The following is a 26,513-nucleotide window of genomic DNA, read 5'->3' as shown; positions in this document are numbered from 1 at the left end:
GGAAGGTCAGGATACTTCAATCAATGATTTAACCCTCGACAATCCGTTTTCGGAATAATTACTTAGAATGCAGTTGAGAACTTAATACCGCCTACCCAAGTGTTATCACCATTTTTTAATGCACCAACATGACGAACATATTGCACATTTGGACGAATAGTTAGCCAGTTAGTGGCATGAATACCATAGTAAAGCTCGGTATTATATTCGGTGTCGTATTCTTTGGCTTGAACATCGCTCCAATCATCATTGATATGGATACGAGCAACACCAAGTGCCAACTCATCTTGAGGACGTTGATTCAGCAAACCTTTATAGACTAAGCCTATATTTTGCATGTTATCAACTTTGTTGGTATCTGAGTCGTGGAAAGTCAGGTTCACAAACCCTGTTAAACCACGGTCAGTTTGATCAGCTGGCTGGAATAATTTCTGTTTTGCAGTTACCCAAACACCTTGCTTATGAGATGTTTTAGTTGAATCTGCAATTTCTTTGGCATCGGCAGTACTATAGTAATAACCTAAACGGTATTCACCAGGCATGCTTTGCACACCTAGTTTAGGTGACCAAACTACTTCTGCTGGAATAATTGCACCGTGAGAACCATCTGTACTTAGGTTGAAGCCTTTGCCACGTTCCAAGTTTTCAGGGTTATATTCATATACACCCACTTGTGTATATAAATCAGGTTGCAAGTTATATTTGACACGCATTGCCCATTGGCTAACTGGCCAGTTATACCACTGATCGCCTACCCAGTTACCCACTTGTGAACCACAAAGTGCCAAGTTCTGGAAATCACAGTCAAAACTATTAAAGTCTTCACCCTCACCAAAACGGCCCACTTTAACATCTAACTTCTGATCAAGGAATTTTTTCTTGATCCATAAATCTGTTAAACGCCAAGTTTGTTCACGGCCCCACACTTCTTGAACAGAACTTTGGTGCCCAGCCAATGCTGGAGAATGTTCAGAAAGCGATTGCCCATCACGATAAGTTAATGTGATTTGAGCTTCTGTATCTTGCCACCCTAAAATTTTACCTAGGTCCAAATGAGAACCTAAAGCAAGTTGCCCTGTATAAGCACTACCGTGTGTAGATGTTTGTTTGGAATCTAAAATACCGGCATATTCACCGGTATATCCAAAAGAAAAATCATAACCTTGTGCTTGCAACGCTGTACGTTGCCCGTTCCAATCACCCAACATCCAAGAACCATTTGGGTCAAATGCAGCAGCAGCTTGTGCATGCTGAACAAAAAGAGTAATTGATAAAACGGATAAACAGGAAACCATCAAAGATTTATGCGTTTTCATGTTTACGAACCTTTTATGTCTTTGTTTATAAAGGTTACGCTAATTTTATGTAAAGAAATTATTCAAAATGTTAATCAATTGATTATTCAGATAATAATTTCAATACATACTGTATAAGAAATAGCCCCTTAACCTCACCACTGCCCTTCGCCAAGTTTTTGACCTACAAAGGAATATCGCATTTGCGAACGTGAAAACTTAATTGGGCATGCAATTTGTGGTTCTGTATCTGGCGTATTATTTTGCAAAGGAACATTCACAATCCATCCACGTTGTTGTGCTAACGGTGAATTTAAAGCCTCACTTAAACTCAATACGGGTTCTACACAAACATCGAGATTTGCAAAAATTTCATGCCATTCTTTGAATGTTTTGGCTTTAATTTTTTCTTGAATGGCTTGCTTAACTTCCTGTCGATCTTGCTCATCTAATGACGCACCTTTTTGTAATAACACAGGTAATTCTAATGCCGCAGACAAACCTGCCATAAATTGTGGTTCAAGGCTACCGATAGAAAGATAACGGCCATCTTGCGTCATATAATAGTCATAGAAAATCCCCCCATTGAGCATCCCCTGCTCGGGCGCCTGTTCAACTTGTGCGGCAAGCGTGGCTGAAGCTGCCATACTATTTAGACTTGCAACACAGTCCGTCATGGAAATATCAATATATTGACCTATACCGCTACGGCTGCGTTCAACTACAGCAGCCAAGATCGCAATGACTGCATGTAATGAACCACCAGCAATATCGGCAACCTGAATACCAAGCGGTGGCGGACCGCTATCTTGTCGGCCGCTATACCCAGCAATACCAGCTAAAGCTAAATAATTAATGTCGTGCCCAGCCCGATCTTTATAACTTCCAGTTTGGCCATAACCTGTAATTGAACAATAAATTAAACGCGGGTTAATTTCTGCAAGGGTGGCATAGTCCAGCCCTAAACGGCGCATGACATCTGGCCGAAACTGCTCAATCACAATATCAAACTCAGAAATCTTGGCTTTAATCAGATCAATACTTGCAGCATCTTTTAAGTCGAGAACAATCGACTGCTTATTTCGATTTAGATAACTATGTGCAGTCGCCTGCCCATTTGCATAGGGCGGCATAATCCGAATGAGATCTGGACGTGATGGAGATTCAATATGGATGACTTCTGCCCCCATATCGGCTAAATACATTGTGGCGAAAGGTCCAGGTAAGAGCGTCGAGAAATCGAGAACTTTAAGTCCATTTAATGCAGTCGTCATCGTTTTTTTAACCACTATTATTCGAATTTTCTTTTATATTAGTTAAGCAAATATTCTAAAACAATGTCATGTTCAGCCATTTACCTTGATCATTTCGGCAATTTAACATGTAAAAAGTGCTTTTACACTGTTGTAAATCGCCAATTTATTTTTTTAGACGGTCATTTAGGTCAATTTAAAGTGAACATCAAAGAGACTGAAGGATTCAATATGAGTCGCGATACGATTAGCATCCACTTCGTGAATGCGGCTTTGACAGGCGTAAAGCGCCTTGGCATGGATGTCGAGACGTTACTTTCACATGTGGGTATCGAAGCGGAACTATTACGTCAACCTAAAGCTCGAATCTCACCAGAACAATATACCCGTTTTATAAAAATGTTATGGATGGTCACACAAGACGAACACGTTGGTTTCGATGTACAACCGCGTCGTTTGGGCACTTTTGCCATTATGTGTCAGTTGATTATTCATGCAAAAACCTTGGGCCAAGCCCTTGAACTTTCATCTCAATTTTACAAATTATTTGGTGATGAATGGTCAGTAACGCTGGAGCGTGACAAACACGAAGCACGTTTAGTACCTCTCATTCCAAAAACATTAGATCCGGATCATTTCATTACTGAAAGTATGCTCATGATCTGGCATGGATTGGCATCATGGCTGATTGAACGTCGCTTACCATTAGAACGTGTTCATTTTAGCTATCCACGTCCTGCACATGCAGATGAATATGACGCTTTATTCTTTGCGCCGGTTATGCAATTTGACGCACCGCGTACCGAAATAACCTTTGCGGCTGATTATCTTGATTTGCCAATTCGCCAAGATGAAAAAACATTAGAAGAATTCTTAAAAGCAGCCCCTGCTCAGCTTTTAGTAAAATTCAAAAACACCAATTCGTTGACTTCACGTATTCGTGAAGTACTCAAAAGCCAAATTGGTGAAGAAATGCCAACGCTCAATGACGTTGCATCAATGTTGTATTTATCTCCGCAAACTTTACGCCGCCGCCTAGCTGCCGAAGGTAAAAGCTATCAGGGCGTGAAAGACGCTTTACGCCGAGATGCTGCGATTCACTTATTACTCAATCCTGAATTAACACTTGAAGATGTTGCTCAGCAAGTTGGTTTTAGTGAAACCAGTACATTCCACCGTGCATTTAAAAAGTGGACTGGTGTTACTCCCGGTCTATATCGCCAGCTCCATGGTTACCATTGATTCTTAAATCTCTTTAGTTTCACATTTAGCCCAAGTTCAACTTGGGCTTTTTTGTATCGCCATTGGCAAAAATCATCACCTGACTGGTGCGCTTATCGTCATTGCACTCCCTCTTAAAAACAGTACACTCAAAAACACGACAAAGTTTAAGTAATAAAAAAAGGAACTGTTATGAGCGAGGCTTATATTATTGACGCCATTCGCACACCACGCGGAAAAGGAAAAAAAGACGGCTCTCTTTACGAAGTAAAACCAATCACATTACTCACCACTCTATTAAACGAATTACAGCAACGCCATCACCTCGATACATCTAAAGTAGATGATATTGTTCTGGGCTGCGTCACACCAATTGGTGATCAGGGCGGTGATATTGCCAAAACAGCAGCGATTGCAGCGGGCTGGAATGATGATGTTGCAGGTGTGCAAATTAACCGCTTTTGTGCTTCAGGTTTAGAAGCGGTCAACATGGCAGCCATGAAAGTTCGTTCTGGTTGGGAAGATTTAGTGGTTGCTGGTGGCGTTGAATCAATGTCACGTATCCCAATGGGTTCTGATGGCGGACCGTGGGCGTTAGATCCGGAAACCAACCTTAAATCATCTTTTGTTCCACAAGGTGTTGGCGCTGACCTCATTGCAACCTTAGATGGCTATAGCCGAGAAGATGTTGATAATTTTGCCGTAAAGTCACAACAAAAAGCAGCGGCAGCTCAAGCAAATTGTTATTTCGATCAATCAGTTGTGCCAGTTAAAGATCACGCAGGTGTTGTGATTTTAGAAAAAGATGAATTTATTAAAGGCAATACCACACTTGAAGGTCTTGCAAAACTCAACCCAAGTTTTGAAATGATGGGGCAAATGGGCTTTGATGCTGTTGCCCTACAAAAATATCCAGAAGCACAAAAAGTAAATCATATTCATCATGCCGGTAACTCATCAGGTATTGTCGATGGAGCAGCTCTCGTTTTACTGGCTTCAGAAAAAGCAGTGAAAGAACAAAACTTAAAACCACGCGCTAAAGTTTTGGCGACTGCCCTAGTCGGTACCGACCCAACCATCATGTTAACTGGCCCTGCCCCTGCCGCACGCAAAGCTTTGGAAAAAGCTGGTTTAACAATTGATGATATTGACCTATTTGAAGTCAACGAAGCATTTGCAGCTGTCGTGATGCGTTTTATTAATGAGCTCAATGTGCCTGCTGAAAAAGTCAACGTAAATGGCGGTGCGATTGCTTTAGGCCATCCCTTAGGAGCAACCGGTGCCATGATTTTGGGTACATTACTTGATGAGCTTGAACGTCAAAATAAAAAACGCGGTTTAGCAACGCTCTGTGTCGGCGGTGGTATGGGTATTGCCACCATTATTGAACGTGTATAAAAATTTAGGGATATATAAAGATGAGTGCAATTCAATACGAAAAAAATGCCGACAATATTGTCATCTTGACACTTGATTCAACTGGTCAGTCTGCAAATACCATGAATGCCGAGTTTCGTGACTCGCTTGATGAGGTCACCCAGAAACTTAAAGCAGAAACAGAACTTTCAGGTGTTATTTTTCGCTCAGCAAAAAAAACTTTCTTTGCTGGTGGTGATTTAGATGAACTGATTCAAGTTCAACCTGAGCATGCAACTGACTTTTTCAATATGGTTGAGAAGTTAAAAGGTCATCTAAGAACGATTGAGACACTAGGGATTCCCGTGGTTGCAGCATTGAATGGCACGGCACTGGGCGGAGGATGGGAAATCGCATTAAGTTGCCATCACCGTATTGCAATCAATGACCCGAAAAGTAAATTTGGCCTACCAGAAGTTACCTTAGGTTTACTACCGGGCGGCGGTGGTATTGTACGTATGGTCCGTCTGCTTGGTCTTCAAAATGCATTCCCATTTTTAATGGAAGGTAAGCAGTTCGGTGTCGATAAAGCAAAATCTTTAGGCTTAATTCATGACACAGCTGAAAATGAACAAGAACTTTTAGATAAAGCGATTGCTTGGATCAAAGCCAATCCAAAATCTCAACAGCCTTTTGATGTGAAGGGTTATAAAATTCCGGGTGGCGATCCAAAAACTCCGGCAGTTGCACAAGTTCTTGCCATTGCACCAGCCATGTTAAAAGACAAAACCAAGGGCTGCTACCCTGCTCCTGAAGCGATTATGGCTGCCGCAGTTGAAGGTGCTCAAGTTGATGTCGATACCGCCTTGCGCATCGAGTCTCGCTACTTTACTCAACTAGCAACAGGCCAAATTTCTAAAAATATGATTGGCACTTTCTGGCACGGCCTAAATGCAATTAAGTCGGGTGCTAGCCGTCCTGCCGATATTGCAAAATGGCAAGCCACTAAAGTAGGCGTGTTGGGTGCGGGCATGATGGGTGCCGGTATTGCCTACGCCACTGCAATTAAAGGCATTCCTGTTATTCTTAAAGATGTATCTGTTGAAAATGCTGAAAAAGGCAAAGCTTATTCTCAGAAATTGCTAGATAAACGTGTTTCACAAGGCCGCATGACGGCAGAAAAACGTGATCAGATTTTATCGCTCATTACGGCCACAGCTTCTGCTGAAGACTTACAAGGTTGTGACCTGATTATTGAAGCCGTATTTGAAAACCAAGAGCTCAAAGCGAAAGTCACTCAAGAAGCTGAACAATACTTAGCGCCTAATGGTGTAATGGCATCAAATACATCCACCCTACCGATTACAGGTTTAGCGCAAGCAAGCAAGGATGATAAAGCATTTATTGGACTACATTTCTTTAGCCCTGTCGACAAAATGCAGTTGGTTGAGATTATTAAAGGTAAAAACACCTCCGCAGAGACACTTGCTAAAACCTACGACTTTGTACAGCAAATTGGAAAAACACCAATCGTTGTCAATGATAGCCGTGGCTTCTTTACTAGTCGTGTGTTTGGTACTTTTATTCAAGAAGGTATGCGATTACTTGCAGAAGGCGTCCATCCAGCGCGTATTGAAATGGCAGCACTGAAAGCGGGCATGCCGGTAGGACCACTTGCGATTCAAGATGAAGTGTCTTTAACTTTAACGGAGCATGTTGCAAGTGAAACGCGTAAGGCACTACAAGCTGAAGGCAAAGAGTTACCGAAAACACCGGTAGATGAAGTGATTCATACCATGATTCATGAATTAAACCGTAAAGGTAAAGCTGCTGGCGCAGGTTTTTATGATTATCCTGAAAATGGCAAAAAGCACCTATGGGAAGGCTTAAACCGTTGGCAAAAAGATCATGATATCTCCGAGCAAGATATGATTAACCGTATTTTGTTTGTACAAGCCTTAGATACCCTACGTTGTTACGAAGAAGGGGTATTAGAGTCAGTGATTGATGCCAATGTCGGTTCTATTTTTGGAATTGGTTATGCCCCGTGGACGGGAGGAGCGATTCAATTCTTAAATCAATATGGGATTGATAAAGCACAAAAACGTGCCGAAGAGTTGGCTGCCAAATATGGTGAGCGCTTCACGCCCCCAACGTTACTAAAAACTAAAGCTGAGCAGAAGCAAAATATTCAATAAGTTAGCGCTCTTGAATATTTAAAAATTGCATAAACCTTACCCATATAAATATATTTTATTTATATGGGTTTTTCTTTATAACCTTTAAGATTTCAGCCTTATACCTAAATATGCTATAAATAGACTTCATTTCTGTGCTTCTACAGCACATTCGAGATATCCTTATGTCCGATAAAAATTCTTCCGAATCAGCAATTTTAGGCTGGAAATTTGTTCTAATCGTCGGTGTTTTAAGTGCGATCTTCCTTGGCTTTTTCTATTTAGCAATGAGTAATGAGCCTGACTATATGCCAGGAGCACAACGCAAAGCTCAACAGCATGAAATGCAGCAAAAAGCTGAGAAATCAACAGATCAGCAAACTCAGCATGACAATATGCCTGAAATGGACATGCAAGAACATCAGCATTCACATCAGTAATCAGATATTTTTCAAATGACAGATTTTTCTCGCAATGCACTGGTTGTAGAAGGTGGAGGCATGCGTGGTGCCTTTACCAGTGGTGTACTTGATGCTTTTCTACAACAACGGTTCAACCCTTTTGATTTATATGTAGGCGTATCTTCTGGTTCGACCAATGTAGCTAACTACCTGACAGGCCAACAGGGTCGCACCTTAACCTTCTATATTGATCATTCACTACGTCCTGAATTTATCGATTACAAACGCTTCTTTAAAGGTGGTGATTTACTCGATTTAAAATGGATGTGGGAAATTGGCGAGCAAGAACATCCTCTCGATCAACAGAGCCTTTTTGCCAAAAATCCAGATTTTTATATGGTATTGACGCATGCTAAAACTGGTCATGCTGAGTATCTTCGTGCTGGTAAAGATAATTTGCTAAATGCACTGCGTGCTTCTAGCTCAATTCCGGTTTTAACTCGTCATCCCGTCGATATTATGGGTGAACCCTACTTTGATGGCGGCGTTGCAGATGCTCTACCCGTTCGCTGGGCGGCTCAGCAAAGTGGTGTCAAAAAGCTATTAGTTTTACGTACTCGTCCGAAGAACTATTTTAAAGCCAGTAGCCGAGGCGACCAATTCCTTGCGAAATATGCTTTTAAACACCATTATGGTTTTGCAAATAGTTTGCGTAACCGCTGTGCCCGTTATAATGCTTCAGTTGAATTTGTTCGTAGCAGTAACCCAGAACAGCAAATTTTAGAGGTATGTCCACCGCCTCTTAAAAATATGGCAGGGCGTTTAACGACAAATCCGAAAAAGCTTCGTTACAGTTATGAAGTTGGTTTGGAAACAGGCTTACAAGCCATCGAAAACTGGAATGCGATGAAGTAGTTCAAAGTTGAGATTTCTAAAAAGGAATCTCAACTTAACGCTAAAGTCATATCAATATGTGGAATACCACAGTCTTGGTACACTTCACCCTGCACTTTGAAACCTAAAGCTTCGTAAAAAGCCGTCACATAGGTTTGCGCGGAAAGCTTTAAATAAGGCAATTTATGTTGGCGCGCATATTCAATAATATGCTGCATTAGAATTTTACCTATACCCTGCTTTCGATAAAGCATTAAAACAGCAACACGCCCTACGCTATGCTGTGGCAACAAACGTGCTGTAGCGATAGGCTGCTCTTTGTCATACACCATAAAGTGCATAGCGGTGCTGTCAAAATCATCCCATTCATCTTCGGGTGCAATGCCTTGCTCTTGAATAAAGACTTGTTCACGGATGTATTTTGCATCTTCCTCAAACTGCGTCCAACTACCCGCTATAACTTTATACATCCACTCACCTTCCTAGCATTTGCAGCCAATATTTTCGATCGGCAACTGGTCTTGTAATAACAATTCCAAAGTCTGTTTTTTAATTCCATACATTTCTTTCAATGCTTGAATTTGAGCCATAATCTTGGCATCAGGTTGTGTCACGTTTTTGCGTTTAGTCGCCAAAATCATTTTATTTTTGCTGGTGTGTTCAAGCGATACAAACTCAAAAACTTTAGTTTCATAACCATATGCTTTTAAAAGTAACGCACGTAAGGTATCGGTCAACATCTCGGCTTGTTGTCCCGCATGAATACCAAACTGTAGCATGGGTTGTAAAACTTCAGGGCTACGTAGTTGTGGACGCAACTCTTTGTGACAGCACGGCGCACACATAATCATCGAAGCATTTAAGCGAATTCCCGTATGGATAGCAAAGTCAGTCGCAATATCACATGCATGTAAAGCAATCATAACGTCCAGCTTTTCCGGCTGATAACTACGAACGTCACCTTCAAAAAAGTCTAAATGATTAAAATGTACTTTTTCTGCAACGTTCTGGCAAAACTCCACTAAGTTACGGCGCAGCTCTACACCCGTAATGAGCGGAATCTTTTGTTGTTCTTGTAAATAATCATACAAAGCAAAAGTTAAATAACCTTTTCCTGAACCAAAATCGACAATATTTAACTCTTTTTGCTCAGCATCAATCTGCTCATATGCGCTCTCAAAAATTTCGATAAATTTATTAATCTGCTTCCATTTACGAGCCATGCTTGGAATGATTTGAGCTTTCTCATCAGTAATACCCAGCTCTTTTAAAAATGCACTACTCTGCTGTACATAACGCTGTTTCTCACGATCATGCGCTTGTACAGTTGGAGCGGTAGTCATGCTTTGCTTTTTACCCATATTAAGCATGGCTTTTTTCTTATTTTTTTTAAGCTGGATTTCTTGATGCGTTGAAAATAAATTCGCTTGTTTGCATTGCGTAATCAGTGCTGCAATCTGTTCTAAGCCATCTTCGAATGAATAATTTTTAGTCACATCTTGGGTGCTATAATGATATAGCGCGGAAAGTTGTTTTTTTCCATGTAGCTCCACAACACGGAAAGTAATTTTTTCCAGCTGTGACAACTCTCCTTTATATTGGCTCAAAATCAAACGCTCAAAAGTCTGCTGATCAAGCATTTGTTTGATTTCATGAAAGAATTGCTGTTCTTGCTCAAAGGAGAAAACCGACACTGATATACCTAAAAAATGGTGACTCATATAAAGTGAAAGTTTAAAGGGTATAGGATTAAAAATAAAATAACTTTACGACTGTTTTGTATTTCTATACATTTGTATTTTTAATCAAAAAATAAACTTATGAGTAAATCGGTGTTAGAAACCTACGACCCAAAAGAAGAACTTTTTAATGCCTACAGCCATGGCGCTGGTGTGGTTATGGCAGTAATTGCCTCTGTCTTTTTAATTATAAAAGGATCTTATCTTTCCACTGCCCAGTGGATAGGTTTATGGGTATATGCTTTTAGCTTAATTCTCGTGTTTACTAGCTCGACTCTCTATCATTTTGCACAAACACAAAATTTACGTTACTGGTATAAAAAACTCGATCACACGGCTATTTATTATTTAATTGCTGGAACATATACCCCGTTCTTAAGCATTGCTATACCTACACAAAAAGCTCATATTTTACTTATTGCGCTCTGGAGCATTGCTGCAATTGGTACACTTTTCAAGTTAGTTTTTATTCACCGTTTTCAGAAAATTTCGCTACTTGCTTATGTTCTTATGGGTTGGCTTGCCGTTTTTGTAATGGATGATATGCGAACCTATTTAAGCAAAGATACTTTGATGTTATTGATTACTGGAGGTTTAGCTTACACCGTTGGAGCATTGTTTTACGCGTTAAAAAAGGTAAGATATACCCATGCGATATGGCATATTTTTGTGCTTTTAGGTGCAGGTGCACACTTTCTTGCTATCTATTGGTACGTTGTTTAGTCCATTTTTCACTCATATTCAGTGATCCTGAAAGAGTCATGGATGATGTTCTTTCACGCTATTCTTTTAAGAAAAATATGCCTTTAAAGAGAATAGTAAATTAAAAATAAATTTTAACTGATATAAGGACTTATATGGAGTCAACCTCTGCGACTGCTGCTCCTGTAGTAGCCACCAATTCGAAAACACGGGTTTTGTTTGCAAGTTTAGTCGGTACAACCATTGAGTTCTTCGACTTTTATATCTATGCAACTGCTGCCGTTATCATTTTTCCACACCTATTTTTCCCTGCCAGTAGTGGTAGTGCCGCAGTCTTACAATCACTTGCAACTTTTGCAATCGCCTTTATTGCCCGTCCTATCGGTGCAGCACTATTTGGGCATTTAGGAGATCGTATAGGTCGTAAAGCAACATTGGTGGCAGCATTGCTCACTATGGGTATCTCAACCGTATGTATTGGCTTATTACCAACCTATGCTCAGATTGGAATTGTCGCACCGTTATTGCTCGCCTTATGCCGTTTAGGACAAGGATTAGGCTTAGGTGGTGAATGGAGTGGTGCTGTTTTACTTGCTACAGAAAATGCACCTGAAGGCAAACGTGCATGGTATGGCATGTTCCCTCAACTTGGCGCACCTATCGGTTTTATTTTAGCAACTGGTTCATTTTTACTTCTAAGCGCTGCTATTCCTGAGCAAGCATTCATGCAATGGGGCTGGCGTATTCCTTTTATTGCAAGTGCTGTCTTGGTTATTGTTGGCTTATACATTCGTTTAAAACTTCATGAGACCCCTGCTTTCCAGAAGGTTTTAGATAAGCAAAAAGAAGTTAATATTCCATTTAAAGAAGTGGTGACAAAACACACGGGCAAACTTATTCTCGGTACGATTGCAGCAATCTGTACCTTCGTTGTGTTTTATTTAACTACAGTATTCGCACTTAACTGGGGAACAACCAGACTAGGCTATGCGCGTGGTGAGTTCTTAGAACTTCAATTGTTTGCAACCCTTTGCTTTGCAGCCTTTATCCCTCTTTCTGCCATTTTTGCAGAAAAATTTGGCCGTAAAGCTACTTCTATTGGTGTATGTATTGCTGCTGCAATTTTCGGACTGTTTTTCTCTAGTATGTTAGAGTCTGGAAATACACTCATTGTGTTTTTGTTCTTGTGTACTGGCTTAGCAATTATGGGCTTGACCTATGGTCCAATTGGTACTGTCCTTTCAGAAATTTTCCCAACCTCAGTACGTTATACGGGTTCAGCTTTAACGTTTAACTTGGCTGGTATTTTTGGTGCTTCTTTTGCACCGCTTATTGCAACTAAACTTGCTGAAACATATGGTTTATATGCAGTTGGTTATTATCTTACAGCAGCATCACTTTTATCATTAATCGCGTTTTTATTAATACGCGAAACAAAAAATGTAGATGTAAATAATCAGATTTAAATATTTTCAAACACCCTGATATAAAAAAGCCGGTTCAAAATTGACCGGCTTTTTTATATATAGAACTTAGTTCAATGATGCAGGATTTGCAGGTGTAACACTGTTTGGTACAGCCGGGGTAGTTACATTATTCGCTGCAACTGCTGCCGCACCAGCAACAGCAGCTTCACCAATTAATGCAACTTTTGCTTTTTCTTGGCTCTTTGGAGATAGAGCTGGGTTACTTGCAACAATACGGTTAATATTTGCAGAGTTTGCTGGAGCGATCGCAGCAGTTTGTAAAATGATTGGGCGATTACCCGTGTTACCCAATGTGTAACGAATACCTGTACGAGGGCTAATCACCGTCGTATTTTCTTGTTTCACTACAGCCTGAGCCGAAGTTGGGCCTTTTGCCGCAAGTACTTTATCAACCGTTGTGGTTTGAGGGGCTGAAGCTGTTTCTGCTGCGAAAACAAAACTTGGCACAGCAAGAACAGTTAAAAATAAAGGTTGTAATACTTTTTTCATTGTCTTTCCAACATACACTCTGGATGAGAAGTAAATAGCATTTAATGCTTAAAACTGCAAACATTATTCACAGGCTTACTACAAACGAAAAAAAAGCAGAACAATCGTTCTGCTTTTTTTATAACACAAATTAAATTTTGCCGTGACACTGTTTATATTTCAAACCAGAACCACATGGACATGGAGCATTACGACTTTCAGGTACAGGGAACGTTTGTTGTTCAGTAGCCGAATCATTAAGTGCTTCTTGAGAAGCGGTCACTTCACCTGTTAATCCATCCACATCATCATGTTCAAAAGAAAGCTTCATTGCTTCTGCTTGTTGCTGCTGTTGAGCTTCCATTTCTGCAAGCTCTTCTGGTGTTGGGATATGTACGCGAGACAGATCAGTTACAACATCAGTTTTAATTACACCCAGCATGTTCACGAATAAGTTAAATGCTTCTTTTTTATATTCCTGCTCAGGATTTTTTTGCGCATAGCCACGTAAGTGGATACCTTGACGTAAATAATCCATTGCAGCCAAATGATCTTTCCAATGGCGATCAAGAGAATTTAAAACGAAATGACGCTCAAGCATTGCTGCAGATTCATCACCCATTTGTGCACGGCGCTGACGATAACGCGCAATCACTTCATCACTGATGCGTTCAACCAAGCCTTCTTCATCAAGACGTCGATCTTGTTCTAGCCATTCTTGAACTGGTAGCTCAATACCCAAATCAATACGTAAAGCATTTTCTAAACCTTCCACATCCCATTGGTCATGGATTGACTCTGGTGGAATAAAGTTAGCAATCATCGCCTGCATGACTTCACGATGCATTTCTTCAACGTATTCTTGTAAAGTATTTTCAGCTAGGATTTCATCGCGTTGTGAATAAATGATCTTACGTTGTTCATTATTCACATCATCATATTTAAGTAAGTTTTTACGAATATCGAAGTTACGTGCTTCAACTTTACGCTGCGCATTTTCGATAGAACGGCTTACCATTTTGTGTTCAATCGCTTCATCTTCTTTAAGCCCCATTGCACGCATCATGGCAACGACACGGTCACCTGCGAAAATACGCATGAGGTCATCTTCAAGAGATAAATAGAAACGAGAAACGCCAGGGTCACCCTGACGGCCCGCACGACCACGTAACTGGTTGTCAATACGGCGTGATTCATGGCGTTCAGAACCAATAATGTGCAAGCCACCTGCTTGCAATACATCTTCATGGTCCTGTTCCCATTGCGCTTTTAGACGCGCTTCATCTTCAGGGGTAGGATTTTCAAGTTTGGCAAGTTTCGCTTTCCAGTTACCCCCAAGGATAATATCTGTACCACGACCGGCCATGTTTGTTGCGATTGTTACTGCATTCGGGCTACCTGCCTGAGCAATAATGTCTGCTTCACGCTCATGTTGTTTTGCGTTCAAAACTTCATGATGAATACCAGCTTGCTTCAATTTAGACGATAGAATTTCACTGGCTTCAATCGTTGCCGTACCAATAAGAATCGGTGCAACACCCTGCTGACGAATATTCATAATTTCTTGAATAATCGCGTTATATTTACCATTACGGTTTAAGTAGATTAAATCGTTCTGGTCATTACGAATCATAGGTCGGTGTGTCGGAATAATAACGACGTCCAGACCATAAATTTCTTTCATTTCCGCAGCTTCAGTATCGGCAGTACCTGTCATACCTGAAAGCTTTTTATAAAGACGGAAATAGTTCTGGAAAGTAGTTGTTGCTAAAGTCTGGTTTTCAGGTTGAATAGCCAAACCTTCTTTCGCTTCAACTGCTTGGTGTAAGCCTTCTGACCAACGACGGCCCGGCATGGTACGGCCAGTATGCTCATCCACAATAATGACTTCACCGTCATGAATAATATAGTGAACGTCGCGTTGGAATAGGAAGTGCGCACGAATAGCCGCAGAAACATGGTGAACGAGGTTTAGATTTGTAGCTGAATATAAGCTTTCGCCTTCGGCTAACAAACCCATTTGAATAAGTTCTTGTTCTACAGTCTCATAACCAATTTCAGTCATTTCAACTGAACGCTGCTTTTCATCAATCCAGAAATGTCCGCCATCGGCAACTTTTTCTTCTTTTTGCGGGCGTAATTTTGGTGGAATCGTATTGATGGCAGTATAGAGGTGTGAAGAATCTTCACTTTGACCAGAAATAATTAATGGCGTACGCGCCTCATCAATCAAGATTGAGTCGACTTCATCGATAATGGCATAGTGCAAACCACGTTGTTTCTTTTCTGCTAAAGAAAACACCATGTTGTCACGCAAGTAGTCAAAACCAAATTCGTTATTGGTACCATAGGTAATATCAGCTAGATAGGCAGCTGCTTTTTCTGCTGGTTCTTGCATTGAATAAATTGTACCAATGCTTAGACCTAAAAATTCAAATAAAGGGCGGTTTAACTCAGCATCACGTTGTGCCAAGTAATCGTTTACAGTAATGACATGAACGCCTTCACCACTTAATGCATTTAAGTAACACGCTAAAGTACCCATAAGGGTTTTACCTTCACCGGTACGCATTTCGGCAATTTTGCCTTCATGTAAGGTAATACCACCAATTAACTGGACATCGTAGTGGCGCATGCCCATTACACGTTTTGCTGCCTCACGACAAACTGCAAACGCCTCAGGGAGTAACTTATCTAAACTTTCGCCATTGTTATAACGTTGTTTGAATTCTGGAGTTTTTGCAGATAAGTCTGCATCGCTTAAAGCTGATATCGTCGGCTCGAGCGCATTGATTTGCTCAACAATTTTGCGCATGCGTTTGAGTTCACGCTCATTTTTTGTACCGAAGATACCTCCGATCAGACTTGCCAACATGGATAAACTCTCTAAATCTTGCTTGGTCAAATGAATAAATTTTTTCTCAGTCGTTTATTATGGTGTCAGAAATTTGAAGTACAAGGGGTTTGCACAAAACCCATAAAAAAAATCTGATCATTAGACAAATGGTTTTACCCATTTTCTAAGCCCCTTTAAAGCATCTGGCACCTAAAAACTCGACATTAATGCTCATCTATTGAGCACAACTTCCGAGAAATCTAATTTAGCAAATTTATCTTAAAGTTACATTGATTCAGCCCATAAATTCATATGTTTTGGTCATATATATTTACACTTATATAAAAAGTTCATAATAAAATATAAAAACAATAATTTTAATAATAAATAAATTGCGGCATAGTCATTTCAACATATAACAAATTTTAAGCAATTGAGGATTTATCATGACATTACGATTAGGCGACACAGCCCCTGATTTTCAACAAGAATCAAGCGAAGGCACTATTAATTTTTATGATTTTCTAGGTGATAGTTGGGGCATTTTATTTTCACACCCGGCCGACTATACGCCAGTATGTACAACTGAATTGGGTTATACAGCAAAACTAAAAGATGAATTTGAAAAACGTAATGTTAAAGCAATTGCTTTATCTGTAGATGATGTTGAGTCCCACAAAGGCTGGATTAATGACATTAATGAAACTCAAAATACTACAGTCAATTTTCCAATTATTGCTGACAAAGACCGCAAAGTATCTGAGCTATACGGTTTTATTCATCCGAATGCCAGTGAAACCCTTACTGTCCGTTCTTTAGTGATTATTGACCCAAATAAAAAAGTTCGTTTAATCATCACCTACCCTGCTTCGACTGGTCGTAATTTTAATGAAGTCCTACGTGTTGTTGACTCATTACAATTAACCGATAAGCATAAAGTGGCTACACCAGCAAACTGGCAACAAGGGGAAGATGTTGTCATTGTCCCTTCTTTAAAAGATGAAGAGGAAATTAAACAACGCTTCCCTAAAGGTTATACTGCGGTGAAACCTTATTTACGCCTTACGCCACAGCCTGAGCAAGATTAAAGCCTTTAACAAGGCGTTAATCGAAGTGCAAGACAAACGCAGTGCGTAGGCAAGCATCTGAAAAGTTGACTACAAGACAAACGCAGTGCGTAGGCAAGCGTCTGAAAGGTCCCCTGCAAGACAAGCAAAGTGCGTAGGCAAATATTAAAAAAATTCTAAGTCAGTCAGCTCACGTAAGTGAGCAAATATTTCCATCTCAAAAGCCATCTCACCCGATGGCTTTTTTTACATTAATGAATACACATGGTTTTTAGTGTTGAGATCAGTTATAACTTCCCAAGAGTTTGTGCAAAAAACAAAAATCATGATCCATAAAATTCATCATTTAAAATGCGGCAGTATGTGCCCTGTATGTGCACCTTTATTTGGGCAGAAAGGCTGGAAAGCTGAAATTGTTTGTCATTGTCTTTTGGTAGAAACTGATCGAGGCCTTGTACTGATTGATACCGGATTTGGCCTACAAGATTATCTACACATGCAACAGCGCCTTGGTTCTTTAGTCAAACGATTGGGGAAAATTGAACCGAATCTTGAGTTCAGTGCTATCCAACAAATTCAGAAACTGGGTTTCCATCCTAAAGATGTACAGCACATTTTTGTGTCTCACCTCGACTTTGACCATGCAGGCGGAATTTCAGACTTCCCCCACGCCACTGTCCATGTGCTAGCCACTGAATACAATGCTGCGCAACTGCCTAATTTTAAAGGCAAGCTTCGTTATAGAACTAATCAATATAAACAACATCGGTACTGGAACTTTGTTGAGTATCAACAAGGTGAAAAATGGTTTAACCTTGAAAAAGTAAAAGGTTTCCCCCTATTTCAAGATGAAATTTTAATGGTGCCATTATTGGGCCATTCTGCCGGACATTGTGGTATTGCGATAAAACAACAAAATCAATGGTTATTATTTTGTGGAGATGCTTACTACTCACACCTAGAGCTAAATCCAGCAAATAAATTAAGATCCCTTAGCCTTCTAGAAAAGACATTTGCAGAAGACAATGAAAAGCGTCTTATTAACCTAAAAAAATTACAGCATCTGGCTCAACATGAGCCAACGATTGAGATCATTTGTGCACATGACCCCCATGAGCTTCGGCGGTACCAAACATGAAAAAATTTTCGCTCATTGCATTTGCAGTCTGTTTAAGCCTTCAAGGGTGTATGCAACACGAAAGTATTGCCCATGAGCACAGACCTCACGATTGGGGAACCTTAGTTTCTCAAACTCATAATTTTTATCAAATTAGCAATGATGTTTTCCGGAGTGAACAGCCCGATGCAGCAATGATTCCCGAATTAAAACACCATCAAATTGGGACTATTATTAACTTAAGAGCCAAAGCATCAGATGATTTAGTCTTTAAAAATGAAAACTTTAATCTTGTTCATATTCCGATTAATACATGGGCAATTGATCGACAAGATTTATTAGAAGTTATGCAGCAAATCCAACTTGCCAAGCAAAATAATCAACGTGTTTTACTACATTGCTATCATGGTTCAGACCGTACAGGGGCCAGCGTCGCCATGTATCGAATTATTTTTGAAAACTGGGCAATTGATGATGCAGTGAAAGAAATGAAACAAGGGGGTTATGGTTATCATATTATTTGGAAGAATATTGACCGTTTATTTACCCCTGAAAATGTAAAATGGATTCAACAGCAACTGTCGAATCCATCTTAATTAGATTTCAGAATAAAATTTAATCTGACTTACGCTGATCTAAAGGCACCCAGTCAATCACCCAAGCTGACTTCATATTTAAACTGGCGTCAGAAGTAATTTTCTTACGTGTAGTATCTGCCGTATCTCTATCTTTTGCAGGACCAACCATAATACGGATACCTTTACTGGTTGGGCTCGTCGTAACCTTATAGCCTTTTGCACGTAATTTAGAGACTACAGCATCTGCATTTGCTTGGTTAGCAGCCAATGCAACTTGTACCATCCATTTTTTATCACCATTTTCAAGCAACTCACGTGCTTTCTCTGCTTCAGCTTTTTTCTCGGCCTCTGCCTTACGTTTCGCTTCAGCTGCTTTCTTGTCTGCTTCTGCTTGACGTTTCGCTTCAGCAGCCTTTTTGTCAGCTTCTGCTTGGCGCTTCACCTCTGCTGCTTTCTTATCCGCTTCTGCCTGACGTTTCGCTTCAGCTGCTTTCTTATCTGCTTCTGCTTGGCGTTTAGCCTCTGCTGCTTTCTTGTCTGCTTCTGCCTGACGTTTTGCCTCAGCTGCTTTCTTATCCGCCTCAGCTAAGCGTTTCGCTTCAGCAGCTTTTTTATCTGCATCCGCTTTAGCCAGATCTACTGACTTTTTTGTATCAGTTTGCTGCCCTTTTGCCTTATTCTCACTACCCGCGACTTCAGGAGGAATATTATCGGAACTTTCTTGTGCAGCAGCTCGGCGAGCATTAATCGCGGCATATTCAGCAGCAGCTTTACGAGCTGCATCCGCTTCTGCCTGTTGTTGCATAGCCAAGAATTCGGCAGCACGAGCCTCTTGTTCTGCTACAGCTTTTTCACGAGAACGGCGCTGTTCTTCAAGAAGACGTTTTTCTGTTTCAACATCAACTGCAAGTGGCTGTAGCTGTACCATCTGCCCTTCTTGTGCTGATTGCTTTGGCTTAGCTTGTAATTTCGGTGATGTTGAAGTTTGGGGTTGAACATCTACCTGTTTTATTTCTTCATTTCCTTTTAGAAGTAATGCTGCCAATAAAACACCACCACCTAATAAAACAACGCCACCCATCCAGCGTTGTTTGTTATTCATTGACATTCTTCCAAATACTCCCAAATCGCTTCTAAAGTATGAAACGAACCACAGGCTAAAATCAGCTGATTGTTATTTGTTTGCTCAAGCGCTGATTTAAAAGCCTCTTTGATATTGCCAAATTGTTGTATTGTCTGGCCTTGCAGGGCGTCATTCAATTGCTGAATCGGTGCAGCACGCGGCACATTCAACTCAGCAATTTTCCAATGTAAAACAGTAGGTTTCAACAAATCGACTACTGATTTTATATCTTTATCTGCCAGCATTGAAAATACTGCGACAACTTCTGTGTACTGTTTATTGTATTCTAAGAAATTTCGCAATTGCTTTAACAAAAATTCAACACCATGAGGATTATGTCCGGCATCAAAAATAATGGTTTTTCCATTAACTTGGCGCACTTCGAAGCGTCCAGCCAAGCGGGCATTTGTAATGCCCTCCTCTAGCGCTAGTTGCGAGATTTCAAGTCCGCTATTTAATACGGCCGCAACTGCTCCCGCAATATTCTCGATTGCAAGTGTACCAAGCGGCAACCTTAAAGTGGTTCCTTCACTTGCAAAATACCAATGTTTTCCATCATCGGCGATTTTATAAAAATAATCTCTATTAATCGCGTATAGCGTGGCTTGTGAGCTATTTGCCTTATCTTGAATCGCTTGAGGTAAAGATTGCTCACCTGCAAAAATGACAGGAATATGAGGTCGGATAATACCTGCTTTTTCAAAAGCAATTTTTTCGATGGTATCGCCTAACCAATCTGTATGGTCAAGACCAATATTGGTAATCACGGCGATATCAGGGTCAATGACGTTGACAACATCAAGACGCCCACCTAAACCGACTTCAAGAACCCATACATCGCATTGTTGCTGTTTAAAAATAACAAAAGCAGCCAAAGTGGTTGCTTCAAAAAAAGATAGGCTTAAATCACATTCGCGACGAGCCTGATCAACTTGTACAAAAGCATCAATCAGGCTTTGGTCATCAACTTCAACTCCACCTAATTTGACTCGCTCGTTAAAACGATAGATATGCGGTGATTGATACAACCCAACTTTGTACCCTTGTGCTTTTAATATAGACGCAAGCGTTGTTGTGGTTGAACCTTTCCCGTTTGTTCCAGCAACAGTAAAAACTTTGGCGTTGGGTTTAGTCACGCCTAATTTTTCTGCTACGGGAATAACACGTTCCAGACCAAGATCGATCCCTGTAACGTGAACATGGCTCCAATAATTGAGCCATGTATCTAAAGAGTCTGTTGAAAGTGGAGCTTGTTGTTTCAAGGTAAGTTCATCAATTTTGATACAAGACGAGATACAGTATCACGTAAAGCATGACGATGAACAATCTGATCGACCACACCATGATCAAGCAGATATTCTGCACGTTGGAACGGTTCTTCTAGTGTTTCACGTACAGTTTGTTCAATCACACGCTTACCGGCAAAGCCAATCATTGCTTTAGGTTCTGCAATATGGATATCACCCAACATTGCTAAAGAAGCTGTTACACCGCCATATACCGGATGTGTTAACACCACGATATAAGGTAAGCCTGCATCTTTTAATTTTTGGATTGCAGCAGAAGTACGCGCCATTTGCATAAGTGACAACATACCTTCTTGCATACGTGCACCACCAGAAGCTGCAAAGCAGATTAATGGCTGACGTTTTTCAATTGCAAGTTCAGCTGCCTTAACAAAACGGTCACCTACTACAGTACCCATTGAGCCGCCCATAAAGTCGAACTCAAAAGCACATGCAATCATATCTACGCCATTTAAGTTACCTTGCATGGCAATTAAAGCTTCCGTTTCACCAGTTTTAGTTTGCGCTTCACGCATACGATCTGGATACGGTTTGCTATCAACAAACTTTAATGGGTCTTTCGCGCTAAACTCTTGACCTAATTCAGCCACAACATTGTCGAAGAACCAGTTTAAGCGATCGCGAGCTTTCATTCGTAAGTGTTCGTCACACTGTGGACATACATACGCATTAAAAGATATTGCTGTACGTGTCACTAAAGCATGACATTCAGGGCACTCAATAGTTGGCTCAGTAAATGTTGCTTTGAGAGTCTGTTGCTCATCTGCAACTTCAATACCTGGAACTGGACGCTGTGTCCATGGCGTCGAAGGGCTAAGAACTTTCCCTGATTTCACTTCTTGATTCATACTAACTCATCGAGCGCTGCTCGAAGCTCCTTGACTTTATTCACCGTCTGTTCAACAGCTTCATTAGCTGCCAACGTTGCAAAAGATTTAACGAAAGCACTACCTACAATCACGGCATCTGCAACACTACCCATCGCTTTCGCTGAAGCAGCATCACTAATTCCGAAACCAACGCCAACTGGAACGTTAGTCATACCTTTGATTTTTTCAATACGTGCAGCCGCTTCAGAAGTATCCAAAGTCGCTGCACCTGTTACACCTTTGAGTGAAACATAGTAGATAAACCCGCTTGCCTGATTCGCTACGTGTTGAATACGTTGATCAGTTGAAGTTGGTGCAAGTAAGAAAATCTGGTCCATATCATGTTGTTTCAAGATTGCACCAAATTCTTTTGACTCTTCCGGTGGTAAGTCCACAAGTAATAAGCCATCTACACCACATTGTTTCGCATAAGAAACAAACTTCTCGTAACCAATCACTTCAACAGGATTAAGATAACCCATTAAAACTACAGGTGTTTCCTGATCCTGCTCACGAAACTCTTTTACCATGTTCAACGCATCTAAGGTGTTCGTCCCAGCCGCAAGTGCGCGTTCAGCAGCAAGTGCAATTACCGGACCATCAGCCATCGGGTCTGAAAATGGTAAACCAAGCTCAATGACATCTACTCCTGCCGCAACCATTTTATGAAGTAACGGCACCGTTACTTGTGGCTGTGGATCACCCGCCATGACATAAGATACAAGCGCTTTACGTTGTTGGGACTGCAGCTTTTCAAAACGGGTGGCAAGACGTGACATAGGGTTGTGCTTTCCTTGAATTATTTAAAATTGAGGAGTTGTTTGTAGAAATACAAGAACACCGCATTTTAACGCTATTTTTTGTTCATTGAACAGGTCTAACGTTATGGCGATATTCGATTGTATGATTCATACAACCCATGGCGTACATTTATCAATATTTTGAAACTTTTCTCAATGATCAAAGCTTCCTATTTTTGGGCCATTATTGATTTACAAATTGAGCAAAAAAGCATCCAAAATTCTATTTCGTTGCATTTTTCTGGATGAGCTGTAATTGCTTTTTTCGAGTTAATAATGTTTGCCCTGTTAAATTTTTATATGCTCTTGCTAGTGCAGACTGATCCGAATAACCCAACTGGTCGGCAATTGCAGTCAGACTTTCATTTTGACTTAACAATATCTCGCAACGTTTCATACGCTCAGCATCTAAAATTAATTTAAATGAAGTGTTTAATGCCTGTAATTGGCGCTGCAAGCTTCTAACAGAAACATTCAGCTCGATGGCAATATCTTCTATTTTGGGCGCTTGCTGCTTATGCTTAAAGTATTCCTGTACGATCCAATGTATTTGCTGAACTAAATCGGCATGTATTTTCCGCTGAACCAAAGCTTCTTCAGCTTGTTTCACCAAAAGTTGCACTAAAGTTGGGTCTGCATGTTGAGGGCGAACATTTAAACTTTCACTTGCAAAAGTTAATGCATAGTAAGGCCGCTCAAATGACAATTTGCACTGAAAGAAACGTTGATAGTGAACTACTGCCCCACGTGCTCGGTGTACGAACTCTACATGCTGTAAAAGAAACTCATGTACAGGGGCAATCTGTTTAGCAAGCTGTACCATTGCAGCCAAGGTCAGCTCACTTAGTAGAATATTACTGTCGTCGACCAAAGGCCAATATAGGCGAATTTTGGAGGCATCCTGTTCAATTTGTATAGGGACAACCTGTGCACCATCAATGACCAAACGATGAAACTTTGCAATATACTCCACCACTTGACCTAAGGTATCACTTCTGGACGCCATATAACCCAAGACCCCAAAGTTGGCAGGGGTAATACAGGCTGCCATCTCTAAAGCCAAATTAGTCACATGTAATCGCGTTTCAGTTATCTCTAAAAGTTCAATAAAAAGGTCTAAAGAAGATTGAGCATCTATAGAAGCAGATAAAATATTTTGGACTTGGCGTGTTTGAATTTCACTTAAATTAAGTGTCTGCCAATCTATTCCTTTTTCTTTTAAATACGTATTCCAAAGGTAGAAGTAACCATTTGAGATAGTAAATTCTTGCATGGCGCGTCCTTTTTACTGCCATTTTGTCGCAAACTGTATAAAAATTGGCGATAACTGTCAAAACAAAGCCGATCAATCGCGACATACTAATGAAAAGGTTATAGTTGCGAGAAATAAAAGATGAACGCACATGTTTCTTATCAGGTCGAACCAGTAGTTCGTAAAGATCTCGATTTTCATTTAAACGAAGCACCTCGCTTTTGGTTTAACAATGACCCTTTTTTAACTCGTATGTTTGATGCACTCAGCTTAACCTTTCCAGATGGAGAGCGTTACTTCATTGAATGTGTGCGTATGTTCCGCGATAAAATTGATGACCCTGAACTACAAAAACGAGTTGCGGATTTTATTAAACAAGAAGCTCAACACGGTATTGCACATGACAAAATGAATCAGCTCATGAAAGAGCAAGGCATGCCTGTTGACCAGTTCACAACCACCCTTAAAAAGATTTTCCGCTTTGAACTAACAAAACGTTCACCACAATATAATATTGCCATGACCGCTGCCGCTGAACATTTAACAGCGTTAATGGCAGAAACCTTTTATAGCCATAAAAAAACTTTAGAAAACGCTCATCCTTATGTTCGAGCTTTGTTTGCATGGCATGCGATTGAAGAGATGGAACACCGCGATGTAGCTTTTGATGTCATGAAACAGGTGGGTGAAGTTCCTGAGTCGACTCGTCGTTTTGTCTTGGTTCTTACGACCGTACTGATGTTTGGCTTTACACTCTATCGCACCAACATCATGTTGAAATGTGATGGCTTCAGTCCAAGAGAAAGACTTTTGATGAACCTTAAAGGTTTACCTTGGTTCTTTGGCAAAAATGGCACATTAACAGCTATGAAAAAACAATATATGGATTGGTTTAAAAAAGATTTTCATCCAAGCCAGCATCCTGTTATTCGTCAGTATCCTGTTTGGATTGAAACACTCGAAAAGACAAATGACCCTATTGCAGCGGGTGAAGCATTTTGGCAAGCAGGTTTATAACCTGCTTGTTACCATTTTGCATAATGTTGTTCTAGTAAACCGTATTGTTCTTTGCAATTGATTATATCGGTTGTCTCATGCTCAATCGTGCCGCTAATTTTAGCTTGCCATTGATTGAACTGACTGCCAATCATTCTTAAGTTTATATTTTCATATCGGCACCACCCAATATGCACTTGTAGATTAAGTTTTTGATCTAGAGAACTAATTTGCCAAAGTTCATCATTTACTTTTTCAAATAAAACGTCTGTGAGCGGAAATAAAACTCCGTTAATCCATAGGCAGTTTTCATTACCAAAGCTTTCATTAACACCAGAGGCCAAATTTAACCCAATACGACGCCCCTGTTCATCCCAGAAGTTACATGAGAGCCAGAACCAAGCTGTTTCAGGACGTAAAAATCCGCAAGTATCATCAAGTGAAGCAAATGTCTTTTCATCAAATTGTACAACTTGATTTTGCTTATTAATGAACATTCCCTCTACAGCCAAAGTGGTCTGCTTTTGGGTATAGGTCCAACCATTGATACCTGTTGGTGTACACAAGCTTAAAATATCTGTTCCGGCGCAGAAAATACGGGCGCTCAGACAAATTTCCCCATATTTAGTTACCCGAATGTATCGCACACCATTGGCATGCTGAATATCAAACTGATAAGGCGATTTAGAAAAATAACTTTGATTAAACAAAGGCTGTTCATCAAGATACGTCTTGTGACCTAACGGCTGAATAGCATTCCACTCAATGACTTGCCCTGTTTCATGGTCATAGATATAGAAAAAACCGTGTCCGACCCAGCCAATATCTGCAATTGCCAAACCAATACTATAATGTTTATGTTGAATGCCACAAAATTTAAATTTCTTATATTTTAATTGTTTGCGCCAGCCTTTTAGGACTTTGCCATAAGGAGTTTTATAAATATAACGTTGGACATGAATGGTGGACGGTACAGATTCAAAACGCCCATAACGAGGCTGTCCATTTTCTTGAATTAAATCCATTTACCCACTTCCATATGAATATTAGATTTCAAATGACCTATCCCACAGTCAAATATGTATTTTCCCAAATTGTTGCAGCAAAATCGCCTTTTATTAAATGAATATAACGGCCTGCCACGCAATCTATCGCTAAACAGTCATCAATATCAATGACCCGGTCTGTATGTGCTTTTTGCCACTGCCGATCTATAAATTGTTTACCTAATTGTTTGGCAACTACCACATTCGGTGCCACCACAAACTCATAACGATGAAGTTCACCGAATTCACGTGCATTATATCCACCTAGATTAATTAAATATAACTTTAAATCATCTGGTTGTGGAGCAGCATCTGTAAAATGAATTTGATAGTTCTGTCCTTGAGAACTAACTCCTGAGAGCTTAGCCCAAGCATCAATATGTAATCCTTGAGCCTCACCAAACCAAGCTTGTTTAAGTTGAGGATAAACTTCTTCCAAAGTATCTCCTACAGCCATGACCACATCATGAACTTCTGTATTAGCACGTGCATGACGCCCGCCCAACATCACCATAAACAAGCTTGGCAT

General features: G+C 40.4%; 24 protein-coding genes. 11 read left to right on the top strand and 13 right to left on the bottom strand.

The window, feature by feature from the left end; translation table 11 throughout:
* Positions 1–62: 62 nt before the first annotated feature.
* Both MKL62_RS17105 and MKL62_RS17100 read right to left on the bottom strand, forming a co-directional pair.
* Positions 63–1,295, bottom strand: coding sequence for a carbohydrate porin (locus MKL62_RS17105; RefSeq protein ID WP_079377343.1), 1,233 nt, complete (start codon positions 1,293–1,295; stop codon positions 63–65).
* A gap of 155 nt (positions 1,296–1,450) precedes the next feature.
* Complete coding sequence (locus MKL62_RS17100) at positions 1,451–2,569, bottom strand: CaiB/BaiF CoA transferase family protein (protein ID WP_005127971.1); 1,119 nt, start codon at positions 2,567–2,569, stop codon at positions 1,451–1,453.
* A 210-nt stretch (positions 2,570–2,779) separates the two neighbouring features.
* On the opposite strand from MKL62_RS17100, the gene MKL62_RS17095 reads away from it, so the two are divergent.
* From MKL62_RS17095 to MKL62_RS17075, 5 genes are all read left to right on the top strand, one after another.
* A complete protein-coding gene (locus MKL62_RS17095; RefSeq protein WP_000085721.1) occupies positions 2,780–3,790 on the top strand; it encodes an AraC family transcriptional regulator in 1,011 nt (336 codons plus the stop codon).
* Positions 3,791–3,961: 171 nt separating this feature from the next.
* Positions 3,962–5,167: an acetyl-CoA C-acetyltransferase gene (locus MKL62_RS17090; protein ID WP_005127970.1), complete on the top strand. Its 1,206-nt coding sequence runs from the start codon at positions 3,962–3,964 to the stop codon at positions 5,165–5,167.
* 20 nt (positions 5,168–5,187) lie between these two features.
* On the top strand, positions 5,188–7,323 hold the full coding sequence (locus tag MKL62_RS17085) for a 3-hydroxyacyl-CoA dehydrogenase NAD-binding domain-containing protein (RefSeq protein WP_005127969.1): 2,136 nt from the start codon (positions 5,188–5,190) through the stop codon (positions 7,321–7,323).
* 164 nt (positions 7,324–7,487) lie between these two features.
* Complete coding sequence (locus MKL62_RS17080; RefSeq protein ID WP_001280986.1) at positions 7,488–7,742, top strand: hypothetical protein; 255 nt, start codon at positions 7,488–7,490, stop codon at positions 7,740–7,742.
* Positions 7,743–7,757: 15 nt separating this feature from the next.
* Entirely contained in the window at positions 7,758–8,618 is an 861-nt protein-coding gene (locus MKL62_RS17075) for a patatin-like phospholipase family protein (protein ID WP_004739882.1), read from the top strand.
* Between the two features lie 29 nt (positions 8,619–8,647).
* Here the strand turns inward: MKL62_RS17075 and MKL62_RS17070 are convergent, their stop codons facing one another.
* Complete coding sequence (locus tag MKL62_RS17070) at positions 8,648–9,067, bottom strand: GNAT family N-acetyltransferase (RefSeq protein WP_000278746.1); 420 nt, start codon at positions 9,065–9,067, stop codon at positions 8,648–8,650.
* Between the two features lie 12 nt (positions 9,068–9,079).
* The gene (locus tag MKL62_RS17065; RefSeq protein WP_025469988.1) at positions 9,080–10,291 is read right to left on the bottom strand and encodes a class I SAM-dependent methyltransferase; all 1,212 of its coding nucleotides are present in this window, start codon (positions 10,289–10,291) and stop codon (positions 9,080–9,082) included.
* Positions 10,292–10,417: 126 nt separating this feature from the next.
* On the opposite strand from MKL62_RS17065, the gene trhA reads away from it, so the two are divergent.
* Together trhA and MKL62_RS17055 are read left to right on the top strand one after the other, a co-directional pair.
* Positions 10,418–11,059: a PAQR family membrane homeostasis protein TrhA gene (gene trhA, locus MKL62_RS17060; protein WP_001984806.1), complete on the top strand. Its 642-nt coding sequence runs from the start codon at positions 10,418–10,420 to the stop codon at positions 11,057–11,059.
* 134 nt (positions 11,060–11,193) lie between these two features.
* On the top strand, positions 11,194–12,504 hold the full coding sequence (locus MKL62_RS17055; RefSeq protein ID WP_000446415.1) for an MFS transporter: 1,311 nt from the start codon (positions 11,194–11,196) through the stop codon (positions 12,502–12,504).
* A gap of 66 nt (positions 12,505–12,570) precedes the next feature.
* On the opposite strand, the gene MKL62_RS17050 is transcribed toward MKL62_RS17055, so the two are convergent.
* Both MKL62_RS17050 and secA read right to left on the bottom strand, forming a co-directional pair.
* Positions 12,571–13,014, bottom strand: coding sequence for a hypothetical protein (locus MKL62_RS17050; protein WP_000757176.1), 444 nt, complete (start codon positions 13,012–13,014; stop codon positions 12,571–12,573).
* Between the two features lie 130 nt (positions 13,015–13,144).
* The gene (secA, locus tag MKL62_RS17045; protein ID WP_000881342.1) at positions 13,145–15,868 is read right to left on the bottom strand and encodes a preprotein translocase subunit SecA; all 2,724 of its coding nucleotides are present in this window, start codon (positions 15,866–15,868) and stop codon (positions 13,145–13,147) included.
* Between the two features lie 407 nt (positions 15,869–16,275).
* Here secA and MKL62_RS17040 point away from each other — a divergent pair, with 407 nt between their 5' ends.
* The 3 genes from MKL62_RS17040 to MKL62_RS17030 all read left to right on the top strand — a co-directional run bounded on the left by MKL62_RS17040 (position 16,276) and on the right by MKL62_RS17030 (position 18,609).
* Positions 16,276–16,917, top strand: a complete 642-nt coding sequence (locus MKL62_RS17040) for a peroxiredoxin (RefSeq protein ID WP_000175334.1) — start codon at positions 16,276–16,278, stop codon at positions 16,915–16,917.
* A gap of 304 nt (positions 16,918–17,221) precedes the next feature.
* Positions 17,222–18,034, top strand: a complete 813-nt coding sequence (locus tag MKL62_RS17035) for an MBL fold metallo-hydrolase (protein WP_023060604.1) — start codon at positions 17,222–17,224, stop codon at positions 18,032–18,034.
* A complete protein-coding gene (locus MKL62_RS17030) occupies positions 18,031–18,609 on the top strand; it encodes a dual specificity protein phosphatase family protein (protein ID WP_000714606.1) in 579 nt (192 codons plus the stop codon). The genes MKL62_RS17035 and MKL62_RS17030 overlap by 4 nt, the downstream gene beginning before the upstream one ends.
* 19 nt (positions 18,610–18,628) lie before the next feature.
* Here the strand turns inward: MKL62_RS17030 and MKL62_RS17025 are convergent, their stop codons facing one another.
* From MKL62_RS17025 to MKL62_RS17005, 5 genes are all read right to left on the bottom strand, one after another.
* The gene (locus tag MKL62_RS17025; RefSeq protein ID WP_004833953.1) at positions 18,629–19,699 is read right to left on the bottom strand and encodes an SPOR domain-containing protein; all 1,071 of its coding nucleotides are present in this window, start codon (positions 19,697–19,699) and stop codon (positions 18,629–18,631) included.
* Entirely contained in the window at positions 19,690–20,976 is a 1,287-nt protein-coding gene (gene folC / locus MKL62_RS17020; protein WP_005127966.1) for a bifunctional tetrahydrofolate synthase/dihydrofolate synthase, read from the bottom strand. Before folC ends, MKL62_RS17025 begins: the two co-directional genes overlap by 10 nt.
* Positions 20,973–21,869 carry an acetyl-CoA carboxylase, carboxyltransferase subunit beta gene (accD, locus tag MKL62_RS17015; RefSeq protein ID WP_001071168.1) on the bottom strand — a complete coding sequence of 299 codons (897 nt, stop codon included), beginning with the start codon at positions 21,867–21,869 and terminating at the stop codon, positions 20,973–20,975. Before accD ends, folC begins: the two co-directional genes overlap by 4 nt.
* Positions 21,866–22,669 carry a tryptophan synthase subunit alpha gene (trpA, locus tag MKL62_RS17010; protein WP_000088561.1) on the bottom strand — a complete coding sequence of 268 codons (804 nt, stop codon included), beginning with the start codon at positions 22,667–22,669 and terminating at the stop codon, positions 21,866–21,868. Before trpA ends, accD begins: the two co-directional genes overlap by 4 nt.
* A gap of 244 nt (positions 22,670–22,913) precedes the next feature.
* Positions 22,914–23,963, bottom strand: coding sequence for an AraC family transcriptional regulator (locus MKL62_RS17005; RefSeq protein WP_001155165.1), 1,050 nt, complete (start codon positions 23,961–23,963; stop codon positions 22,914–22,916).
* A 120-nt stretch (positions 23,964–24,083) separates the two neighbouring features.
* Here MKL62_RS17005 and MKL62_RS17000 point away from each other — a divergent pair, with 120 nt between their 5' ends.
* Positions 24,084–24,959, top strand: a complete 876-nt coding sequence (locus MKL62_RS17000) for a metal-dependent hydrolase (RefSeq protein ID WP_000991228.1) — start codon at positions 24,084–24,086, stop codon at positions 24,957–24,959.
* Between the two features lie 8 nt (positions 24,960–24,967).
* On the opposite strand, the gene MKL62_RS16995 is transcribed toward MKL62_RS17000, so the two are convergent.
* Positions 24,968–25,963, bottom strand: a complete 996-nt coding sequence (locus MKL62_RS16995; RefSeq protein WP_000364279.1) for a DUF2804 domain-containing protein — start codon at positions 25,961–25,963, stop codon at positions 24,968–24,970.
* Between the two features lie 37 nt (positions 25,964–26,000).
* Positions 26,001–26,513, bottom strand: a complete 513-nt coding sequence (locus MKL62_RS16990) for a DUF1543 domain-containing protein (protein WP_001139541.1) — start codon at positions 26,511–26,513, stop codon at positions 26,001–26,003.

The sequence above is a fragment of the Acinetobacter sp. AOR01_HL genome (genome assembly GCF_027855455.1).
Lineage (GTDB): Bacteria > Pseudomonadota > Gammaproteobacteria > Pseudomonadales > Moraxellaceae > Acinetobacter > Acinetobacter baumannii.
Note: the sequence above shows the minus strand (reverse complement) of the source record. Positions and strands in the feature narration are given on the sequence as shown.